Origin of the sequence: Sulfurimicrobium lacus, assembly GCF_011764585.1 — a bacterium.
GTDB classification, from domain to species: Bacteria; Pseudomonadota; Gammaproteobacteria; order Burkholderiales; family Sulfuricellaceae; genus Sulfurimicrobium; species Sulfurimicrobium lacus.
Map to the genome: position 1 here is coordinate 1,147,182 of NZ_AP022853.1, position 17,967 is coordinate 1,165,148.

General features: G+C 62.2%; 17 protein-coding genes. 9 read left to right on the forward strand and 8 right to left on the reverse strand.

Annotation, left to right across the window (positions count from 1 at the left end; all coding sequences use genetic code 11):
- The first annotated feature begins 26 nt into the window (after positions 1-26).
- The 3 genes from SKTS_RS05825 to SKTS_RS05835 are packed head-to-tail and all read left to right on the forward strand — an operon-like array spanning position 27 to position 3,879.
- Entirely contained in the window at positions 27-1,169 is a 1,143-nt protein-coding gene (locus tag SKTS_RS05825) for an FIST signal transduction protein (RefSeq protein WP_173061656.1), read from the forward strand.
- Complete coding sequence (locus SKTS_RS05830) at positions 1,166-2,854, forward strand: sensor histidine kinase (RefSeq protein WP_173061659.1); 1,689 nt, start codon at positions 1,166-1,168, stop codon at positions 2,852-2,854. Before SKTS_RS05825 ends, SKTS_RS05830 begins: the two co-directional genes overlap by 4 nt.
- Entirely contained in the window at positions 2,851-3,879 is a 1,029-nt protein-coding gene (locus SKTS_RS05835) for an HD-GYP domain-containing protein (RefSeq protein WP_173061662.1), read from the forward strand. The genes SKTS_RS05830 and SKTS_RS05835 overlap by 4 nt, the downstream gene beginning before the upstream one ends.
- Here the strand turns inward: SKTS_RS05835 and SKTS_RS05840 are convergent.
- Positions 3,876-4,433 carry a GNAT family N-acetyltransferase gene (locus tag SKTS_RS05840; protein WP_173061665.1) on the reverse strand — a complete coding sequence of 186 codons (558 nt, stop codon included), beginning with the start codon at positions 4,431-4,433 and terminating at the stop codon, positions 3,876-3,878. The genes SKTS_RS05835 and SKTS_RS05840 overlap by 4 nt on opposite strands.
- Before the next feature lie 125 nt (positions 4,434-4,558).
- Between SKTS_RS05840 and htpG the strand changes: the two genes are divergently transcribed.
- The 3 genes from htpG (at position 4,559) to brnA (ending at position 7,143) form a co-directional block, all read left to right on the forward strand.
- Positions 4,559-6,460, forward strand: a complete 1,902-nt coding sequence (gene htpG / locus SKTS_RS05845; protein WP_173061668.1) for a molecular chaperone HtpG — start codon at positions 4,559-4,561, stop codon at positions 6,458-6,460.
- 133 nt (positions 6,461-6,593) lie between these two features.
- Positions 6,594-6,893: a BrnT family toxin gene (locus SKTS_RS05850; protein WP_173061671.1), complete on the forward strand. Its 300-nt coding sequence runs from the start codon at positions 6,594-6,596 to the stop codon at positions 6,891-6,893.
- The gene (gene brnA / locus SKTS_RS05855; RefSeq protein WP_173061674.1) at positions 6,877-7,143 is read left to right on the forward strand and encodes a type II toxin-antitoxin system BrnA family antitoxin; all 267 of its coding nucleotides are present in this window, start codon (positions 6,877-6,879) and stop codon (positions 7,141-7,143) included. The genes SKTS_RS05850 and brnA overlap by 17 nt, the downstream gene beginning before the upstream one ends.
- A 55-nt stretch (positions 7,144-7,198) precedes the next feature.
- Here the strand turns inward: brnA and SKTS_RS05860 are convergent, their stop codons facing one another.
- The 5 genes from SKTS_RS05860 to SKTS_RS05880 all read right to left on the reverse strand — a co-directional run bounded on the left by SKTS_RS05860 (position 7,199) and on the right by SKTS_RS05880 (position 11,968).
- Complete coding sequence (locus tag SKTS_RS05860) at positions 7,199-7,918, reverse strand: c-type cytochrome (protein ID WP_198420433.1); 720 nt, start codon at positions 7,916-7,918, stop codon at positions 7,199-7,201.
- A 113-nt stretch (positions 7,919-8,031) separates the two neighbouring features.
- Complete coding sequence (locus SKTS_RS05865) at positions 8,032-9,381, reverse strand: DUF4129 domain-containing protein (RefSeq protein WP_173061676.1); 1,350 nt, start codon at positions 9,379-9,381, stop codon at positions 8,032-8,034.
- On the reverse strand, positions 9,378-10,658 hold the full coding sequence (locus tag SKTS_RS05870) for a DUF58 domain-containing protein (RefSeq protein ID WP_173061679.1): 1,281 nt from the start codon (positions 10,656-10,658) through the stop codon (positions 9,378-9,380). Before SKTS_RS05870 ends, SKTS_RS05865 begins: the two co-directional genes overlap by 4 nt.
- The gene (locus SKTS_RS05875) at positions 10,655-11,029 is read right to left on the reverse strand and encodes a hypothetical protein (RefSeq protein ID WP_173061681.1); all 375 of its coding nucleotides are present in this window, start codon (positions 11,027-11,029) and stop codon (positions 10,655-10,657) included. The genes SKTS_RS05870 and SKTS_RS05875 overlap by 4 nt, the downstream gene beginning before the upstream one ends.
- A 15-nt stretch (positions 11,030-11,044) precedes the next feature.
- Positions 11,045-11,968 carry an AAA family ATPase gene (locus SKTS_RS05880; RefSeq protein ID WP_173061684.1) on the reverse strand — a complete coding sequence of 308 codons (924 nt, stop codon included), beginning with the start codon at positions 11,966-11,968 and terminating at the stop codon, positions 11,045-11,047.
- Positions 11,969-12,183: 215 nt separating this feature from the next.
- Between SKTS_RS05880 and rsxA the strand changes: the two genes are divergently transcribed.
- From rsxA to mgtA, 3 genes are all read left to right on the forward strand, one after another.
- Entirely contained in the window at positions 12,184-12,762 is a 579-nt protein-coding gene (gene rsxA, locus SKTS_RS05885; RefSeq protein WP_173061687.1) for an electron transport complex subunit RsxA, read from the forward strand.
- Between the two features lie 8 nt (positions 12,763-12,770).
- The gene (locus SKTS_RS05890) at positions 12,771-13,466 is read left to right on the forward strand and encodes an electron transport complex subunit E (protein WP_173061690.1); all 696 of its coding nucleotides are present in this window, start codon (positions 12,771-12,773) and stop codon (positions 13,464-13,466) included.
- An 89-nt stretch (positions 13,467-13,555) separates the two neighbouring features.
- Positions 13,556-16,321, forward strand: coding sequence for a magnesium-translocating P-type ATPase (gene mgtA / locus SKTS_RS05895; protein ID WP_173061693.1), 2,766 nt, complete (start codon positions 13,556-13,558; stop codon positions 16,319-16,321).
- Between the two features lie 37 nt (positions 16,322-16,358).
- Here the strand turns inward: mgtA and SKTS_RS05900 are convergent, their stop codons facing one another.
- Both SKTS_RS05900 and SKTS_RS05905 read right to left on the reverse strand, forming a co-directional pair.
- Positions 16,359-17,708 (reverse strand): magnesium and cobalt transport protein CorA, encoded by a 1,350-nt coding sequence (locus SKTS_RS05900; RefSeq protein WP_173061696.1) that lies wholly within the window; start codon positions 17,706-17,708, stop codon positions 16,359-16,361.
- Between the two features lie 50 nt (positions 17,709-17,758).
- Entirely contained in the window at positions 17,759-17,959 is a 201-nt protein-coding gene (locus SKTS_RS05905) for a hypothetical protein (protein WP_173061699.1), read from the reverse strand.
- Positions 17,960-17,967 lie beyond the last annotated feature (8 nt).

Sequence of the window (17,967 nt, forward strand, 5' to 3'; positions counted from 1 at the left end):
CAGCATCAAAGCATAAGGAGGTCACCATGCCGTCCGCAAGCATGCATTATCTGGAAAATGTGGCTGAAAACGCTCTGCGCGAAATTTTGCAGGCATGGCGTGCCGACAGGCCGAAAATGGGCGTGTTCGCCATGTTGCCCGAGGCCGAGCGCGAGCAGATTCCCTTGCTGCAGAAGATATGCGCGCAGGAAGGCGCTCCCCTGGTCGGGGCGATGTTCCCCGCACTGGTGGAGAACGGAGAGTTCCGCAGCCGCGGCCTGTGGCTGTTGCGCTTCGATGAAATGCCCCGTTTCGCCCTGCTCGGCGGCCTGAAAGATCCGGGCGCCGATGCCGCCGCAAGCATCGCCGCGGCCGTCAGCCCGCACCTGGGCACGGAGCGCGACACGTTGCTGTTCATGGTGTTCGACGGCATGATCCCGAACATTTCCACCATTCTCGACGGGCTTTACCTGCTGCTGGCCGACCGGGTGCGCTACGCCGGCGTGAACGCGGGCAGCGAGACCTTCCAGCCCATGCCCTGCCTGTTCGACGGCACGCAAACCATCGGGGACGGTGTGCTGCTGCTGGTGCTGGAGCACCACGCCGGGGCGATCCTGGAGCACGGTTACAAGGCGCCGGAGCACCTCATCACCGCCACCTCCACCGAGGGCAACCGCATTTTCAGCATCGACTGGCGGCCGGCGTTCGAGGTCTACCAGGAGGTCATCCAGGAACAGTTCGGGGTGGAGGTCACGCCGGAGAATTTCTACCAGTACGCCAGCCATTTCCCCTTCGGCATCGTGCGCGCCGACAACGAGGTGGTGGTACGCATCCCGGTGGCGGTGGAAAAGGACGGCTCGGTGTTCTGCGTCGGAGAAGTGCCGGCGAACGCCATGCTGACCCTGCTGCGCGCGCCGGAAGTCGATTCCGGCGGCACGGTCGAGGCGCTGGTGAATGGACTCAACCAGGCCAACGGCGCCTTGCGAGGGCGCGACCTGCTGCTGTTCTATTGTGCCGGCCGGCGTCTTTGCCTGGGCGAGCAGGCGTCCAAGGAACTGGCGGAAGTGGCGCGCCGCACCTGCGCGGGTGAAATTGCCGGCGCCTTGTCACTGGGCGAAATCGGCAGTTCGATGAGCGGCGGCTATCCGCTGTTCCACAACGCCACACTGGTGGGCACCTGCTGGAGATGAACCGGGAAAGAATACTAGCCGTTCTCTACGACCTGGCCATGGTGATCGGCGGGGAGGTCAACCTGCGCCCGCTGCTCACCAAAACGCTGCAAAGGCTGCTCTACCACACCTCCTTCCCGGCAGGCGCGGTGTTTCTGGACGTGTCCCCGCAAAACGGCAGCGGCAAGGTCACGGCGACCATCGAACTGGCGATCGGCGACTACGAACTGGCCGGGCATGCCGGAGAAACGCTGGTCCTGCCAGCCGCGCTTTTTTCCGGCGCGATCAGCCTGGAACAGGACCGCAGCCTGATCGACGCACTGCCATGCCACAGGGGCGCTTATTCCGTGCTGCTGAAATTGCCCATCGACGGCAACGGTGTGGTCGTTCTGCTGTCGCCTGCCGAGCCGCTCTCCGATCTGCCGCTGACCCAGGTTTTTCAGCCGGTCATGGCGAACCTGGCCAAGGCCATCCTGCTGTGCCGGCGCAACGAAGCCTACACCAAGGCCATCATTTCCGACCGCGACCGAGCCGAGAGCGGGCTCAAGCGCTTTCATGCGGCGCTGAACGCCACCGCCGACAGCGTGTTTCTGATCGATCCCTTCCTCATGCATTTCGTCGACTTCAACCTGAGCGCCGAAACATCGAGCGGCTACGCGCGCGCCGAGCTGCTCAGCCTGGGGCTCCAGGACCTGCTGCCGGCCTACCCGCGCGACCAGTTGGAGCACCTGTTCGGCACCTTGTTGCGCGGGGAAAGCTCCATATTCGATCTCGACACCACCCTGCGCCGCAAGGACGGGAGCGAGTATCAGGCTGCCCTGCGCTTCAACCTCTTTTCCCACGCTGCGGAGCAGCTGGTGATCACCATGGTGCGCGATGTGAGCGAATACAAGCGCCTCGAAAATGAACTGCGCCTGCTCAACGAGAACCTCGAACGGCGCGTCGAGGAGGAGGTCGCCAAGAACCGCGAAAAAGACCATCTCCTGATCCAGCAATCGCGCCTGGCGGCGATGGGCGAAATGGTGCACAACATCGCCCACCAGTGGCGCCAGCCCCTCAACGCCCTGTCCCTGATTCTCACCAACATCAAGGACGATTTCGATTACCAGCAGATCACGCCGGAAACGCTCGACCGCGATGTCAGGAAGGCGCGTTCCCTGTTGCAGGGCATGTCTACGACCATCGACGATTTTCGCGACTTTTTCCGCCCCGATCGCGAGCCGGGCGACTTCGAGCTGGGCCACGCGGTCGAGGATGCCCTGTTCGTGATGGCAGCCTCGCTCAAAAACAACGACATCGAGGTGGTGAGGGATTTGCCTGGCGGCATGCTGATCAACGGTTTTTCCAACCAGCTGGCACAAGTGGTGCTGAATGTCCTCGCCAACGCCAAGGAGGCGATTCAGCTCGGCAACGTCCCGGCCGGGCGGATCGGCATTACCCTGGTGCGTGACGGGAGCAATGGCGTCCTCAGCATAGAGGACAACGCGGGCGGCATCCCTGGGGATGTTCTGCCGAGGATATTCGACCCCTATTTCACCACCAAGGAACAGGGCAGCGGGATCGGGTTATACATGTCGAAGATGATCATCGAACGCAATTTCAAGGGCAGAATCAAGGCGGCCAACACGGCAGACGGCGCCCTGATCACGATCACCATCCCCCTGCTGGAAACGGCATCCCCGAGCACGAAGGAACAACAGCCATGAACGATACCGCGACCGAACTGGACCTCGGTTTTCTTGCCACACTCTCCGTGCTCTACGTCGAGGACGAGGACGAAGTGCGCGAGGCGCTGGCGCGCTACCTGCGCCGGCGCTGCCCCAAGCTGGAGCTGGCGCGTAACGGCAAGGAAGGGCTGGAGATGTTCCGGGCCAAGCACTACGACGTGGTGGTGACGGACGTCAAAATGCCGATCATGGACGGGCTGGAAATGGCCAGGAACATCAAGTCCATCAAGGAGGAGGTGCCGGTCATCATCGTCACCGCCTACAACGAGGTCGATTACTTCCTGCGCGCCATCGAGGTCGGGGTCAACCGCTACGTCAAGAAGCCCCTCGACCCGGATGAATTACTCCTGGCGATCTACAAGAGCACCATCATCCACTTCCATCAGCGCGAACTGGAGCACAAGCGCCAGTCCAGTTACGACTCCGTCAACGACGCCCTGATCGCGCTGGGGCACGCGATCATGAAGCGCAACCCCTATACCGAGACGCACGAAGCCCGCGTCGCCAAGCTGGCGGTGGCGATTGCCGAGGATCTCTGCCTTCCCCTCGATCAGATCGAGGGCATCAGGCTGGCGGCGGAAATTCACGATATCGGCAATCTCGACGTGCTGGAGGACGTGCTGCGCTCTCCCCACAAGCTGACCGCGCAAGAGTTCGAAGAAGTCAGCCGCCACCCGCAGTCCGGCTTCGAGATCCTGGGCGACATAGCATTCCCCTGGCCGATCGCCCAGATCATCGTTCAGCATCACGAGCGCATGGACGGCTCGGGCTATCCCAAGGGACTCAAGGGTGACGAAATCCTGCTGGAAGCCCGAATCGTCGGCGTGGCCGATGCGCTGGAGGCGATGACCTCCGCCCGCCCGCATCGCCCCGCCTACGGCGTTGAAACCGCGCTGGCGGAGATCAAGGCCAAACGCGGCACCCTGTTCGACCCGGCGGTGGTGGACAGCTGCGTGCGCGTGCTGGAACAAGCCAACCTGGATTTCTGGGGAGTTAAACCCTAGCCTTCCAAGGGCTTGCAGCAAGTCAGCCCCGCGATGAATTCCGGGCCGAACATCTTCACCAGCTCGCTCGGGTCGTCGATGTTGTACTCGTCCAGCACCGACTGGGGGATGGATTCATTCTTCTTGATGGCGCACAGCAGCGCCTGGAGATGCGCCGTGGTGTGCGCCAGCAGTCCGGCAGGCGAATAGTTCTGCGCTTCCGCGCCGTCCGTCAGCACGCTTCCGCCGCGCAATCGCGCCGCCATGAGGATGAGCGGAATGGCCAGGCCCTGGCGCCGGTAGTCGGGGTGCACCCACAGGTTCAGCCCTTCGTAAAAGCCGACCATCTTGCCGTCATGGAACAGGCCGACGTTGGCGCCCTCGCTCCAGGCGCCGTGCTGGCGCAGGGTGAATTCGCCGAACTGGCACAGCGGGTCGGACCAGTCCACTTCCCCCAGGATTTCCAGCGTGAATTCCGCCTCGTCGTCGCTCATGGCGAATTCGGGCGAGGCATCGCTGAGGGAAAATTTCGAGCCGATAAACTTGCTGAGAGGAAGAATTTTTTCCGGGACCATGTTCAACGCCTCCTGTGGGCCATGATTTGCCGAAGCATCATAGCATTCAGACCCCTCTTGAAATAGGGTCAATGCGCTCCCATCTAGCCTGCAGATTTTGTTCAACAAACCGGAGAACGAGCACCATGACCGTAGAAGCACACAAAGAAACGCTGGGCTTTCAGGCCGAAGTCAAACAACTGCTGAAGCTGATGATCCACTCCTTGTACAGCAACAAGGAGATTTTCCTGCGCGAACTGATTTCCAACGCCTCGGATGCGGCGGACAAACTGCGCTTCGAGGCGCTGTCCGACGACGCGCTGTGGGAAAGCGACCCCGAACTGAAAATCCGCATCGCCTTCGACAAGGCTGCGCGCACCGTCACCATCTCCGACAACGGCATCGGCATGAACCGCCAGGAAGTGATCGAGCACATCGGCACCATCGCCAAATCCGGCACGCGCCAGTTCTTCGAGGCGCTTTCCGGCGACCAGGCCAGGGACGCGCACCTGATCGGCCAGTTCGGCGTGGGCTTCTATTCCGCCTTCATCGTCGCCGACAAGGTCACCCTGGTCACCCGCCGTGCCGGTCTGGGCGCCGAGCACGCGGTGAAGTGGGAATCCGCGGGCGAGGGCGACTACACGCTGGAAACGGTGGAGAAGGCCGGCCGCGGCACCGATGTGATCCTGCACCTGCGCGAAGGCGAGGACGAGCTGCTCTCCAGCTGGCAGCTGAAAACCATCATCCGCAAATATTCCGACCACATCACCCTGCCCATCGTGATGAACAAGGAAGAGTGGGACGCCGAGAAGAAGGAAACCGTGGTCAAGGACGAGGACGAAGCCGTCAACCAGGCTTCCGCCCTGTGGGCGCGCCCCAAGAGCGAGGTCACACCGGAGCAGTACGAGGAATTCTACAAGCACGTGGCGCACGACTTCGAGGCCCCGCTGGCCTACGTTCACGCCAAGGTGGAAGGCAAGCAGGAATACACCCAGCTGCTGTACGTGCCCGCCCACGCGCCGTTCGACCTGTGGGACCGCGAGCAGCGCCACGGCATCAAGCTCTACGTGCGCCGCGTGTTCATCATGGACGACGCCAAGCAGCTCATGCCCTACTACCTGCGCTTCATCCGCGGGGTGATCGACTCCAACGACCTGCCGCTCAACGTGTCGCGCGAAATCCTGCAGGAAAGCAAGGATATCGAAGCCATCCGCGGCGGATCGGTGAAGAAAGTGCTGGGCATGCTGGAAGACCTGGCCGAGAACCAGGCGGAAAAATACGCCACGTTCTGGAAGGAATTCGGCCGCGCCATCAAGGAAGGCGTGGGCGAGGACTTCGCCAACAAGGAGCGCATCGCCAAGCTGATCCGTTTTTCCTCCACCAAGACCGACAGCGAAGAGCAGAGCGTCTCCCTGGCGGACTATATCGGGCGCATGCAGGAAGGCCAGGACAAGATCTATTACGTCACGGCCGACACTTTCGCCGCGGCCAAAAGCAGCCCGCACCTCGAAATCTTCCGCGCCAAGGGCGTGGAAGTGCTGCTGCTGGCCGAGCGCGTGGACGAGTGGATGGTCTCCCACCTCACCGAGTTCGACGGCAGGAAGCTGCAGTCCGTGGCCAAGGGCGACCTCGACCTGGGCAAGATGGCGGATGAGGAAGAGAAGAAGGAACAGGAGCAGGAAGCCGACGCCTTCAAGGGCCTCACCGACAAGATCAAGGACAGCCTGGGCGAGCAGGTCAAGGAAGTGCGCATTTCGCACCGCCTGACCTCGTCCCCGGCCTGCCTGGTGGCGGGCGAGCACGACATGAGCGGTAACCTGGAGCGTCTGCTGAAGGCGGCGGGCCAGAACGTGCCGACCACCAAGCCGATCCTCGAAATCAACCCCAAGCACGCGCTGGTGCAGCGCCTCAAGGACCAGGCCGACAGCGACAAGTTCAGCGACTGGAGCCACATCCTGTTCGACCAGGCGCTGCTGGCCGAAGGCGGGCAGCTGGAAGACCCGGCGACCTTCGTGCGCCGGCTCAACGAGTTGTGGCTGACGATGTAACCAATTGGACTGAAACGAAAAAGGGCGCCGCGGCGCCCTTTTTTACGCTAAGTGGCAATGTGGGTGTGCATGAGCACATTTGTTCGCGATCGCTGAACTTGCTTTTGAATGTATATTTTCATAGTATACAAAAATGATAGATCTGGCCAAAATCACCGGCTTCGACTGGGATGACGGAAACGCCCGCAAGAACGACAAACACGATGTTTCAACGGCAGAAGCAGAGCAGATTTTTTTCAATGATCCTCTCCTGCTGCTTGCCGATGGCAAGCACAGTCAGGGTGAATCCCGTTTCCACGCTTTGGGCAAGACGGACGAAGGACGAACATTGCACATCACGTTCACTCTGCGCAAAGCCGGCGAAAAGATTCGCGTAATTTCGGCCAGAGACATGCACCGCAAGGAGCGCAAGATTTATGAGCAAACAACTTAAAGCCGTCCCCCAGTTCGCAAATGAGGCAGAAGAGCGCGCCTTTTGGGAAAAACACGACTCCACGGAATATCTCGACTGGACGAAAGCCCAGCGGGCTGTGTTGCCCAACCTGAAACCCACCACGAAAACCATTTCCCTGCGTCTGCCGCAGCACCTTCTGGATTCGATCAAGGCTGCCGCCAATTCTCGCGATGTGCCGTATCAATCGCTCATCAAAGTGTGGCTACAGGAAAAGCTGCATAACCACTGAGCCTTGCAACGACGGGAACGAACAGGTTCGGTGCGAAGCTGACTCCTTCGAGTCACTACTCCTGCGGCTGGATCGAAGTGAGGTAAGCCAGGATGTCGCGGATATCGGTGTCTTTCAGCTCGGCAAGGATGCCGCGTGAGTCTTCTTCATCGTGCGCACGCTCGCCCTTGAGGTAACTGTTGACCTGCTTCCTGAGATAATTCGAGTATTGTCCCACCAGCATGGGAAACGAGCCCCGGCCCCGCCCGTCTTTGGCGTGGCAGGTATAGCACTCCTTCTGGTAAATCTTGCCGCCGTTGGCGATATCGCCCTCGACACGGGGGACGATCATGACTTTTTCCATCATCTGCAGACGGGTCAGCGCGTCCTCGTCGCCCTTGAATTTGGGTTGTGCGGTCGGCAAGGTGATGCCCGACAGATAGCCGGAAATGGCGCGGATGTCCTCGTCGGACAGTTCGCGTTCCTCGGTATAGGGGAACATCGGGATGTTGATGCGTTTGCGCGCGCGGAAGCTTTTCAGCTGACTCTCGATGTACTTCGCCGGCAGCCCGGCCAGACGCGGGTATTCGCCGCGCGCCCCGCCCTGGCCGAAGTCGCCGTGGCAGGTGGCGCAGACGCCCATCAGTTCCGGGGCGCTTTCGCTGCCGGCGGCGCGTGCGCCGGGGCTCAACAGGTAGAGCGCGAGGGCGATGAAAATCACGGAAAAACCGACGCCGGCACGGCGTGCCATTTCGGCGCTAGGGGATTGGGCTGACAGGGCGACGGGGATTTTCATGCAACACCATCTCGGAATTGAAGCGACTGGACGCTGCAATTCTAATCGTCTTTGGTGGTGTCGAAAATTGATTTAGGTCAGGAATTTACAACAAAGTGAGTCCCGGGAAGGCCCTACCACGCCATCCGATAAATCCGCCGGTACAGTCCGCGCATGGTTTCCAGCCGTGCCGCATCGGGCTGCTCCCTGCCGTAGCGGGCGTCCTCGAACAGGCGCGTCAGTTCTCCCAGTTCCGGGCGCAGGTCGCCGTGCAGGGCGCACAGCTGGGCGAGGTATTCGCGCGTGTTGTCGGAGCGGGCGCGGGCCAGGTCGTTGAGGGAGAAAATGCGCTCCACCGCGCCATACAGTTGCCGCGCGCCCCGTTCGCCGCCGGCGTGGTAACCGAGGACGCCATAACGCAGGTAATCGAGGCGGGTGCGCAGCCAGGTGCCCGCCCTGGCCTCGCGCAGCAGGCGCCACAGCGCGAACAGGATGGCGAGCAGGGCGAGCGCGACCAGGCCGGCCAGCACCGCGTCCTGATGCGCCTTGAGCCATTTCTTCAGCGCGTCCCACAGGTCGGCCAGCTTCTTCATCACCGGGGCCATGATTTTGCCGACCTGTTCGGAAAGGTCCGCTATGGCGTTGATGGCGCCCGCCTGCCAGTGGGGCATGCCGGCGCGGCTGGCCGCCTTGCGCATGTCGCCGGGCGAGGGCCAGCCGCTGCCCATGCCGCTGCCGCCGAGGCCGCTCCCGGCTGGCCCCGTGCCGCCGGACCCCATGCCGTCGCCACTCCCGCCCTGGCCCATCTGGACCAGATGTCCGCCCGGCCCGACCGGGGCCGCCTGGCCATAGCGCCATTGCAGGGTTTCCCAGGTGGCTTGGGGCGTGACGGCATAAAGCAGGGCGCCGATCAGGAGGATGGTCGCCGTCGCTGCGGCAATGGCGACGCCCTGGCCGCCGGCGACGCCCTGTCCCAGGCTCTGTTCGCGCAGGGCGAGGGTGCGGCGGTTGATCTGCTCGGCCACCAGCGTGAACACCACAGCCGTCACGAACGGCACCAGGTAGAACAGCAGGGTCCAGTCGGCGCGGTAGTGGCTGGCGGCGAACATCACCATCACCACCGCGATCACCAGGCTCATGTGCAGCTGGCGCCGGCTGACCAGGACGCAGTTGTAGGCCGCCTGCAGCGCCGCCAGCATGTACAGCCCGGCGCGCGGGAAGCCCCACATCGGGATGAAGAGGAACACGGACAGCAGCAGCCCGCCGATCAGCGCGGTTTTCTGCGCCTTGCGCCCGCTCTCTTCGAGCTGTCCCTGCTGGCGCCAGCCGATGCGCAGGGTGAAGCCGAAAGCGAGCGTCCAGATCAGCACTTCGGTGCCGAAACCGCCGTACTGGATGTCGAGAAAGGCGTTGCAGGTCAGCGCCAGCACCTGCGCGGCGAACAGGCCGAGGTAGGCGGGGAAATAGGTGAGGGGCGGGCTCATTGGTTGAACAGGGTGACCAGGTCGTCGCCGCAGCGCACCGGGAGGCAATGCGCGCCGAGTTCGAGCAGGCTTCCTGAGGCAAGGGGACTGGCCGCCGTCGGCTTGCTGCTCGAGAGGAAGGACGCCCGGTCGAAATCGACCGCCAGCAGGTGGGCGTCGCGTGCCTGCAGCAATGCCAGCGCCTGCAGGGTTGGCGCGGACTGCGCTTCGGGATGGGATAGAAAGACCAGCACCGTCTCGCCCGGCTGACAGTCCAGCGCGACGTTCTCCAACACCCGGGCGTAGGGCGTCGCGCCGTCCGCGTCCACCACGGCGAGCTCGTCCAGCATGGCGCGGTAGTGCTGGTCGCCGGTGCCGGCGGGCAGGTAGAGCGGGCGCGCGCCCTGGCCGATCAGGCGCGTGGGGATGCTGTTGGCGCAGGCGTATTTCGCCACCGAGGCGGCGATCCTGACCGCGTATTCCAGCGTGGCGTGCTTGCCCTTGCCGAGATTCGCGCCGAGCGCGAGGTCCAGGGCGATATACAGGCAGGCGGAAGCCAGCGGTTCGAATTCCTTGACCATCAGTTCGTTGCGCCGCGCCGTGGTCGGCCAGTGCACGTGGCGCGGGTTGTCGCCGCGGCGGTATTCGCGCAGGCCGCTGAACTCGGCCGCTCCCGCGCCCTCCGGCAGCAGAAAGCCGCCGCGGTGGATCTGGCTGGGTGCGCCGCGCAGCGGCAGGGCGACGATGGGAAACACTTCGGGATAGATGGTCAGGGTCTGCACGCCGTCCTGGCGGCTCTGGCGCGCCTCGGCCAGCCCGAGGGGAAAGCTGGAGGCCAGGCCGACCGGACCGAGGCGGTAGAAGCCGCGCTTCTCGCACAGCAGCGGCACGTCGAAGCGCCGCTTGCCGCCGCCCGGCACATAAGCCGCCACGCCGAGCATCTTTTCGCCCTGGCTGGCCGTGCCGTCCGCCGCGCCGACGAAGGGCAGGCGGTCCACCAGCTCCACCATGAAGCGCGGCAGCCAGCCGTGGTTCTCCACTTCGACATGGAAGGTGACGGTGTCGCCCTCGCCCGCCCTTTGCGGCCCGCTGCGCGTCACCGAGAGCCGCTTCACCAGCCAGTGCGGCCAGGAAACCCCGGTAATCAGGGTGGCGGAAAGCAGCGCGGCAATTGCCCAGGGTAAGGCCTGGTCGCGGTTGAGCGCCGCCATGTAGGCCACCAGGATGAGGAAGAGCAGCACCAGTGGCTTGAAATAGCGCGATGGCCAGGTGGGGAGAGGCTGATGAGTTTTTTTCATTTTTTGCGGGTCGGGGAGTTCTGTTTCTGATGCCAAGCCCCTATCTGTTCGGCGGCATTGTTCAACAGGAGCCACAATGATAATGGTCCGGCAAAAAAGAAGAATGGGATCATCAGGAAGAAACCGTGATCTACCAACGGTGTGATATCGACACCTCCCACCCAACAAGAGTGAAGGTTTTTCATCCCACCTTGGCAGCCAAGAGGGGTGTACGCAAAGACAGCAAACTGCCAGCCCAAGCCGGTATACATGGCAGGGAGGATTGCCAGCAGGTAGCGGATCGGCCACTGGATGGACAGAGACTTTTGTCGGAGAATCCAGATTGGCGCAAACACAACCATTGCCAGTAAGGTATTTAAAGCGACGTTCAACTCGGGTACTCCAACTTAAACTGGTGGCGGCAGTTGTTCGAGGATGCTTTGCAGGATGCCGTGCACGTTCTGGCCCATGGCGGCCGCCTGGGGGCGGAGGATGAGGCGGTGCTCCAGCACCGGGCCGGCCATGGCTTTTACCACGTCCGGCGTGACATAGGACTGTCCGCGCAGGAAGGCCAGTCCTTGCGCGCCGCGCGCCAGGGCGAGCGTGCCGCGCGGGCTGGCGCCGAGGCGCAGGTCGGCGTGGCTGCGCGTGGCGGCGGCGATGCGCACGGCGTATTCGGCCACTTCCGGCGACAGGTGCACGGCCTTGACCGCTTCGCGCGCGGCCAGCACTTCGGTCTCGCTGGTCACCGGCTGCAGCGTCTCGATGGGGTGAACCTGGGCCTGGTCGCTGAGGATGCGCAGTTCCTCCCGCAGCGTCGGGTAGCCGACCGAGAGGCGCACCAGGAAGCGGTCGAGCTGGGCTTCGGGCAGGGTGTGGGTGCCGGCCATGTCGATGGGGTTCTGCGTCGCCAGCACCATGAAGGTCTTGGGCAGGTCGTAGGTGATGCCGTCCACGCTGACGCGGAACTCTTCCATGCATTCCAGCAGCGCCGACTGGGCGCGCGGCGTGGCGCGGTTGATCTCGTCGGCGAGCAGGATGTGGGTGAACACCGGGCCGGGGCGGAACTCGAAATCGCCGCTCTTCTGGTTGTAGATCGGCACGCCGGTGATGTCGGAGGGCAGCAGGTCGGGCGTGCATTGCAGGCGCTTCATGTCGACCGCCACCGAGCGCGCCAGGGCGCGGGCCAGCATGGTCTTGCCGGTGCCCGGCACGTCTTCCAGCAAAACGTGCCCGCGGCACAGCAGGGAAACGACGGCCAGTTCGATCACCGGCCGCTTGCCGACGATGACCTTCTCGACGTTGTCGATCAAATTCTGAATTGCTTGCATGGCAGCCTTGCGCAAATAGCCGCATGCTGACGCAGCGTCTTCGAAAAATCAACCGGTTTCTATTCTCCTGGCATGGCGCCGCGACGAGTCATGCCTGGATACGATTCATCCGCAGGCATCGGCGCACGAAAGGCCTGTGTAAGCTGCGTGCTGTATCGTTTGACGGTTTCGACGCCTTGCCCTTTATTTCGGAACAACCTTAGATAACTGCCGCCATGGAAAAATATTTTCTTATCCTGATCGGCACGGTCTTCGTCAATAACATCGCGCTGGCGAAAATCCTCGGCATGTGCCCGTTTTTTGGTGTGACCAAAAGGCTGGAAGTGGCGACCGGCATGGGCTTTGCGACGGCGTTCGTGCTCACGGTGGGGTCGGGCACCAGCTATCTCATCGACACCTACCTGCTCGGCCCGGATCTGGCCTATCTGCGTACTTTTTCGTTCATCGTGGCAATCGCTTCGGTGGTGCAGCTGACCGAGATGTACGTCAAGAAATCCAGCCCCTTGCTGTACCAGACGCTGGGCATCTACCTGCCCCTGATTACGACCAATTGCGCCGTGCTGGGCATTCCCCTGCTCAACGCCCAGGAAAATCACAATTTCATCGAGTCCCTGTTGTTCGGTTTCGGCGGCGCCACCGGATTCAGCCTGGTGCTGGTGTTGTTCGCTTCCATGCGCGAACGCCTGGAAGGCGCCTCGGTCCCGGAAATATTCAAGGGCGGCCCGATCGCCATGGCGACGGCCAGCCTGCTGAGCCTGGCGTTCATGGGGTTCGCCGGCCTGGTCAAAGTGTAGGAGGGCGTATGAGTTACAAAGAAATCGTCTGGAACGGCTTGTGGAAAAACAACGTCGGCCTCGTCCAGTTGCTGGGCCTGTGCCCCTTGCTGGCCGTGACCACTTCGGTGGTCAATGGCGTCGGCCTCGGGCTGGCGACGACTTTCGTGATGACCATGAGCAACGGCATCGTCTCGCTGGCGCGCAAAGTGGTTCCCGGCGAGGTCCGTATCCCGGTGTTCATCCTCATTATCGCGGCGCTCGTCACGCTGACCGATTTGGCCATGAACGCTTATGTTCATCATCTCTATCTGGTGCTGGGAATCTACATCCCGCTCATCGTCGCGAACTGCAGCGTGCTCGGGCGGACGGAAGTGTTCGCCGCCAAGAACCCCGTTCTGCCTTCCCTCGTGGACGGGCTGATGATGGGCATCGGGGCGACCATCGTCCTCGGCGTGTTGGGAGGTATTCGCGAGGTATTCGGCCAAGGCACGCTGTTTTCCGGCATCAACATGGTGTTCGGCGAAGCGGCGAAGAGCTGGGTGATTACGGTGGTGCCGGACTACGAGGGCATGCTGTATGCCGTTCTGCCGCCCGGCGCTTTCCTCGGGCTGGGGGCGATGCTAGCCATCAAGAACTGGATTTCCCTGCGTGGCAGCAGCAAGGCGGTGCCGGCCGGGGATCAAACGGTCAATGGGTTGGATTCCGCAGCAGTCCTTCCCTGAACGCGCGGATGGCCTCATCCGCCGAGAGTGATCCATCACAAACGCCGGGTTCAGGGTAGCGCGTTTGTCTTGTCAATGCAGGAAAACACATGAGATTCACCATCCTGAAAGAACTCTTCGCGGGTTTCGTGCGCACCCGCGGTATCGGCCGTCATTTCCGCCGCCTGCTGCTGCTCGACAGCCTGGCAGGAACCGGCGTCAGCCGCGAGGTGCCGCCGACACTGTCCCAGACACTGATCGCCGCCGCCAAAAGCGATCCCGACGCGCTGCTCAAGCAGCTGGATTCGCACCCGCACGGCCTGAGCGAGGCGCAGGCCGAGGCCGCACGCGAGCGCTTCGGCCTGAACGAGATCGAGCAGGAAAAGCCGCTGCCTTGGTGGCTGCACCTCTGGCATTGCTACAAGACGCCCTTCGACCTGCTGCTCACCCTGCTGGCGGTGATCTCCTATGTCACCGAAGACCTCAAGGCGACCATCGTCATTGGTTCGATGGTGGCGATATCGGTGTTCATCCGCTTCTGGCAGGAAAGCAAGTCCAACCGGGCTGCCGACAAGCTGAAGGCGATGGTGAGCAATACCGCTACCGTCATCCGGCATGACCTGGCCGAAGACGCGATGGAAGACGCGCGACGCTATTTCGACGTCAGGCTGCACCCCAAGGAGCCGCGCAAGGTGGAGGTGCCGATCAGGCAGCTCGTGCCCGGCGACCTGGTGGTGCTGTGCGCCGGCGACATGATTCCCGGCGACTGCCGCGTGCATTCGGCCAAGGACCTGTTTGTCAGCCAGGCGGCCATGACCGGTGAATCGCTGCCGGTGGAGAAGTTCGTGCGGCTGCGGGACGGTGCCATGAGCAACCCGCTGGAACTGGAAAACATCCTGTTCATGGGCACCAACGTCGTCTCCGGTTCGGCCACTGCCGTCGTGGTCAGCACCGGCAACCGCACCTATTTCGGCGCGCTGGCGCAACGCGTCACCAGCACGGACCGGACGCCTACCCAGTTCCAGTCGGGCGTCAACAAGGTGGCCTGGCTGCTCATCCGCTTCATGATGGTGATGTCGCCGCTGGTGCTGTTCATCAACGGCTTCACCAAGGGCGACTGGACGGAGGCATTCCTGTTCGCCATGTCCATCGCCGTCGGGCTGACACCGGAAATGCTGCCGATGATCGTCACCTCGACCCTGGCCAAGGGCGCCGTGATCCTGTCCCGCCAGAAAGTGATCGTCAAGCGCCTGGACGCGATCCAGAACTTCGGCGCCATGGACGTGCTGTGCACCGACAAGACCGGAACGCTCACCCAGGACAAGATTTTCCTGGCCAACCATACCGATGTCTGGGGCAAGGAATCCGACGACGTGCTGGAATCCGCCTACCTCAACAGCTACTATCAGACCGGCCTGAAGAACCTGCTGGACGTGGCGGTGCTGGAACATGTCGAAGTGCATCGCGAACTGGAAGTGGCGACGGCCTTCCGCAAAGTGGACGAAATTCCGTTCGATTTCACCCGCCGGCGCATGTCGGTGGTGGTCGCCGAGCACGACCGGCATCACCTGCTCATCTGCAAGGGCGCGGTGGAGGAGATTCTCAGCGTCTGCAGCCGGGTCCGCCACGGCGAGGCCGACGAGCCCCTGACGGCGGAATTGCTGGCGCGCGTTCGCGCCGTCACCGCTGATCTCAACGAGGACGGCCTGCGCGTGGTGGCGGTGGCCTCCAGGGAAATGCCGCCCGACAAGGACACTTATGCGGTCGCCGATGAAAGCGACCTGACCCTGATCGGCTACGTGGCGTTCCTTGATCCACCAAAGGAATCCACGGCCCCGGCGCTCAAGGCATTGGCCGCGCACGGCGTCGCGGTCAAGGTGCTGACCGGCGACAACGAACTGGTGACGGCCAAAATCTGCCGCGGGGTGGGGCTGCCGGCGGATACGGTCCTGCTCGGCGCCGACGTGGAGCGGATGAGCGATGCCGAACTGTCGCGCGCAGTGGAAACGCACAACATCTTCGCCAAGCTGACGCCGTCCCACAAGGAGCGCATCGTCCGGCTCCTCAAGGCCAACGGCCACGTGGTGGGCTTCATGGGCGACGGCATCAACGACGCGCCGGCGTTGCGCACCGCCGACATCGGCATCTCGGTGGACACGGCGGTGGATATCGCCAAGGAAGCGGCCGACATCATCCTGCTGGAAAAGAGCCTGATGGTGCTGGAGGAGGGCGTGATCGAAGGCCGCAAGACCTTCGCCAACATGCTCAAATACATCAAGATGACGGCCAGCTCCAACTTCGGCAACGTGTTCTCGGTGCTGGTGGCGAGCGCTTTCATCCCGTTTCTGCCGATGTTGCCGATGCACCTGCTTACCCAGAATCTGCTTTACGACATCTCGCAGATCGCGATCCCCTTTGACAGCGTGGACGATGAGCTCGTGAAAAATCCGCAGCGCTGGAACCCGGGGGACATCGGCAGATTCATGCTGTTCTTCGGGCCGGTCAGCTCGGTCTTCGACATCGCGACCTATTGCATCATGTGGTTCGTTTTCGGCGCAAACTCGCCGGCGCACCAGACCTTGTTCCAGTCCGGCTGGTTCGTCGAAGGGCTGATGACCCAAACCCTGGTGGTGCACATGATTCGCACGCAGAAAATTCCCTTCATCCAGAGCCGCCCGGGCACCGCCCTGCTGGTGACGACCGGACTGATCATGGCGGTCGGCATCTTCATTCCGATGGGACCTTTCGCCCACTACTTCAAGCTACAGGCGCTGCCGCTGGCCTACTTCCCGGTTCTGATAGTCGTGCTGGCCGGCTACATGGTGCTGACGCAGGGGATGAAGCGCTATTACACCAGGCGCTTTGGCTGGCAGTAGCGGGCGCGACGGACTGTGTGCCCGTGCGCTTTCAGGTTCAGTCCGGCGTCTTGCTGACTGCTGTCGAAGTGTTGCGCAGCTTGCGGTTTTCAAAGAAGCGCAGCAGCAGATAGGTGATCCAGGCGACGATGCCTAGTCCGATGGTGAAGGCGCCGTAGGAGATGGGCCAGGGGATGCCTTGGGTCATCATCGAGAATTCCGACATGCCGCCGACCCCGGCAATGATGTTGAGCGGCATGAACACCACGCTGAGCACCGTCAGCTGCTTGATCACCTTGTTCTGGTTGATGTTGATGAAACCGACCGTGGCATCCATCAGGAAGTTGATCTTGCCGAACAGGAAGGTGGTGTGCCCGTCGAGCGACTCGATGTCGCGCAGGATTTGCTGCGCGTCGTCCAGTTGCTGCTTGACCAGAAAGCGGCTGCGCATCAGGAATGAAACCGCGCGGCGCGTATCCAGCACATTGCGGCGAATCAGCCCGTTGAGAACCTCTTCATGGGCGATCGCCGTCAGCATGGTGGCCGCGTCTTCGTCGCTCATTTTCTTGCTGAGCACCTGTTTGCCCACGGTTTCCAGTCCGCGGTACACGTCCTCCAGCGCCTCGGCGGAATATTCCGCGTCCGCGGCGTAGAGGTCCAGCAGCACGTCGCGCGCATCGGTCACGTAGTTGGGTTGCGACAGCGCGCGCAGGCGCTGCAAACGGAACACCGGCAGTTCTTCCTTGCGCACCGAGAACAGGATGTCCTTGTAGAGGATGAAGGCCACGCCCACGTTGCGGGAGATGTCCTCGCGGTCGAGCAGGAAGTCCGAGTGCAGGTGAATTTCGCCGTTTTCTTCCACGTAGAAGCGCGCGCTCGATTCCAGGTCGCCCAGGCGGTCCGGGTCGGGCAAATCGATGCCGAAAAAATCGCCCACCCACACGCGTTCCTCGAACGAGGGGTCGACCAGGTCGACCCAGATCGGTTTGGTCTCGACCAGTCCTTCCCGCGTATTGATAGCAATTTCACGCAGGCGCCCCTCGTTCAGTTCAAAGGCCTTGATGCCGGAGCGCTCTTTCTTGAACTCGCGGTGTCCCAGCACTTGCAGCACGTCGAGCGTCATTTCCCGCAGCACGGCTTCCTTCCGGTCTTCGGCTACCTGATCCCAGATGAACAACTGGTCTTCCGGCGGCAGGTCTTCCAGCAGGTGAGCGATCTCTACCGGGTCTATCTTTTCCAGCGTCTGGTGCAGTTGCACCAGGTTCTGCTTGCGCACCAGCGACTCGACCAGTTCATGGCGCGGCATGTCCTGCTTGTGCAGCATGTCGCTGACCAGCTTGTGCTTCTGCAAGAGCTGAAGCAGGGTTTCCTGGCTGGGCGGGTGGTCGGTAGTCGTTTCAGTTGGCATGTCGGTATTCTCCTGCCACCAGGGTCTGGGCAATTTTTACCTATTATGCCTTATTGACCTTTCATTTTTCTGACGCGCCGTGCAGGCTCCGGCTTTAAATCTCGGCTGCGCCAGTGCCGTGGGCTGATCCGCCCCGGTGACGAAATGGCTATGTTTGCATTCTGCTTCACGCCAGTAGTCAGTAGAGGCACCTTTTTTATCGTCTTGTCATTGCCTTGCATCGGGGTAAAATGATTTTTCATTTTTTCCATCCACGGTC

Excerpts from the sequence above, each read along its gene's own strand:
- SKTS_RS05850 (WP_173061671.1), top strand. The coding sequence starts at position 6,594 with ATGATAGATCTGGCCAAAATCACCGGCTTCGACTGGGATGACGGAAAC.
- SKTS_RS05870 (WP_173061679.1), bottom strand. The coding sequence starts at position 10,658 with ATGAAAAAAACTCATCAGCCTCTCCCCACCTGGCCATCGCGCTATTTC.
- brnA (WP_173061674.1), top strand. The coding sequence starts at position 6,877 with ATGAGCAAACAACTTAAAGCCGTCCCCCAGTTCGCAAATGAGGCAGAA.
- SKTS_RS05865 (WP_173061676.1), bottom strand. The coding sequence starts at position 9,381 with ATGAGCCCGCCCCTCACCTATTTCCCCGCCTACCTCGGCCTGTTCGCC.
- SKTS_RS05830 (WP_173061659.1), top strand. The coding sequence starts at position 1,166 with ATGAACCGGGAAAGAATACTAGCCGTTCTCTACGACCTGGCCATGGTG.
- SKTS_RS05840 (WP_173061665.1), bottom strand. The coding sequence starts at position 4,433 with ATGGTCCCGGAAAAAATTCTTCCTCTCAGCAAGTTTATCGGCTCGAAA.
- SKTS_RS05880 (WP_173061684.1), bottom strand. The coding sequence starts at position 11,968 with ATGCAAGCAATTCAGAATTTGATCGACAACGTCGAGAAGGTCATCGTC.
- SKTS_RS05825 (WP_173061656.1), top strand. The coding sequence starts at position 27 with ATGCCGTCCGCAAGCATGCATTATCTGGAAAATGTGGCTGAAAACGCT.
- SKTS_RS05900 (WP_173061696.1), bottom strand. The coding sequence starts at position 17,708 with ATGCCAACTGAAACGACTACCGACCACCCGCCCAGCCAGGAAACCCTG.
- rsxA (WP_173061687.1), top strand. The coding sequence starts at position 12,184 with ATGGAAAAATATTTTCTTATCCTGATCGGCACGGTCTTCGTCAATAAC.
- htpG (WP_173061668.1), top strand. The coding sequence starts at position 4,559 with ATGACCGTAGAAGCACACAAAGAAACGCTGGGCTTTCAGGCCGAAGTC.
- SKTS_RS05890 (WP_173061690.1), top strand. The coding sequence starts at position 12,771 with ATGAGTTACAAAGAAATCGTCTGGAACGGCTTGTGGAAAAACAACGTC.
- SKTS_RS05835 (WP_173061662.1), top strand. The coding sequence starts at position 2,851 with ATGAACGATACCGCGACCGAACTGGACCTCGGTTTTCTTGCCACACTC.
- mgtA (WP_173061693.1), top strand. The coding sequence starts at position 13,556 with ATGAGATTCACCATCCTGAAAGAACTCTTCGCGGGTTTCGTGCGCACC.
- SKTS_RS05860 (WP_198420433.1), bottom strand. The coding sequence starts at position 7,918 with ATGAAAATCCCCGTCGCCCTGTCAGCCCAATCCCCTAGCGCCGAAATG.
- SKTS_RS05905 (WP_173061699.1), bottom strand. The coding sequence starts at position 17,959 with ATGGAAAAAATGAAAAATCATTTTACCCCGATGCAAGGCAATGACAAG.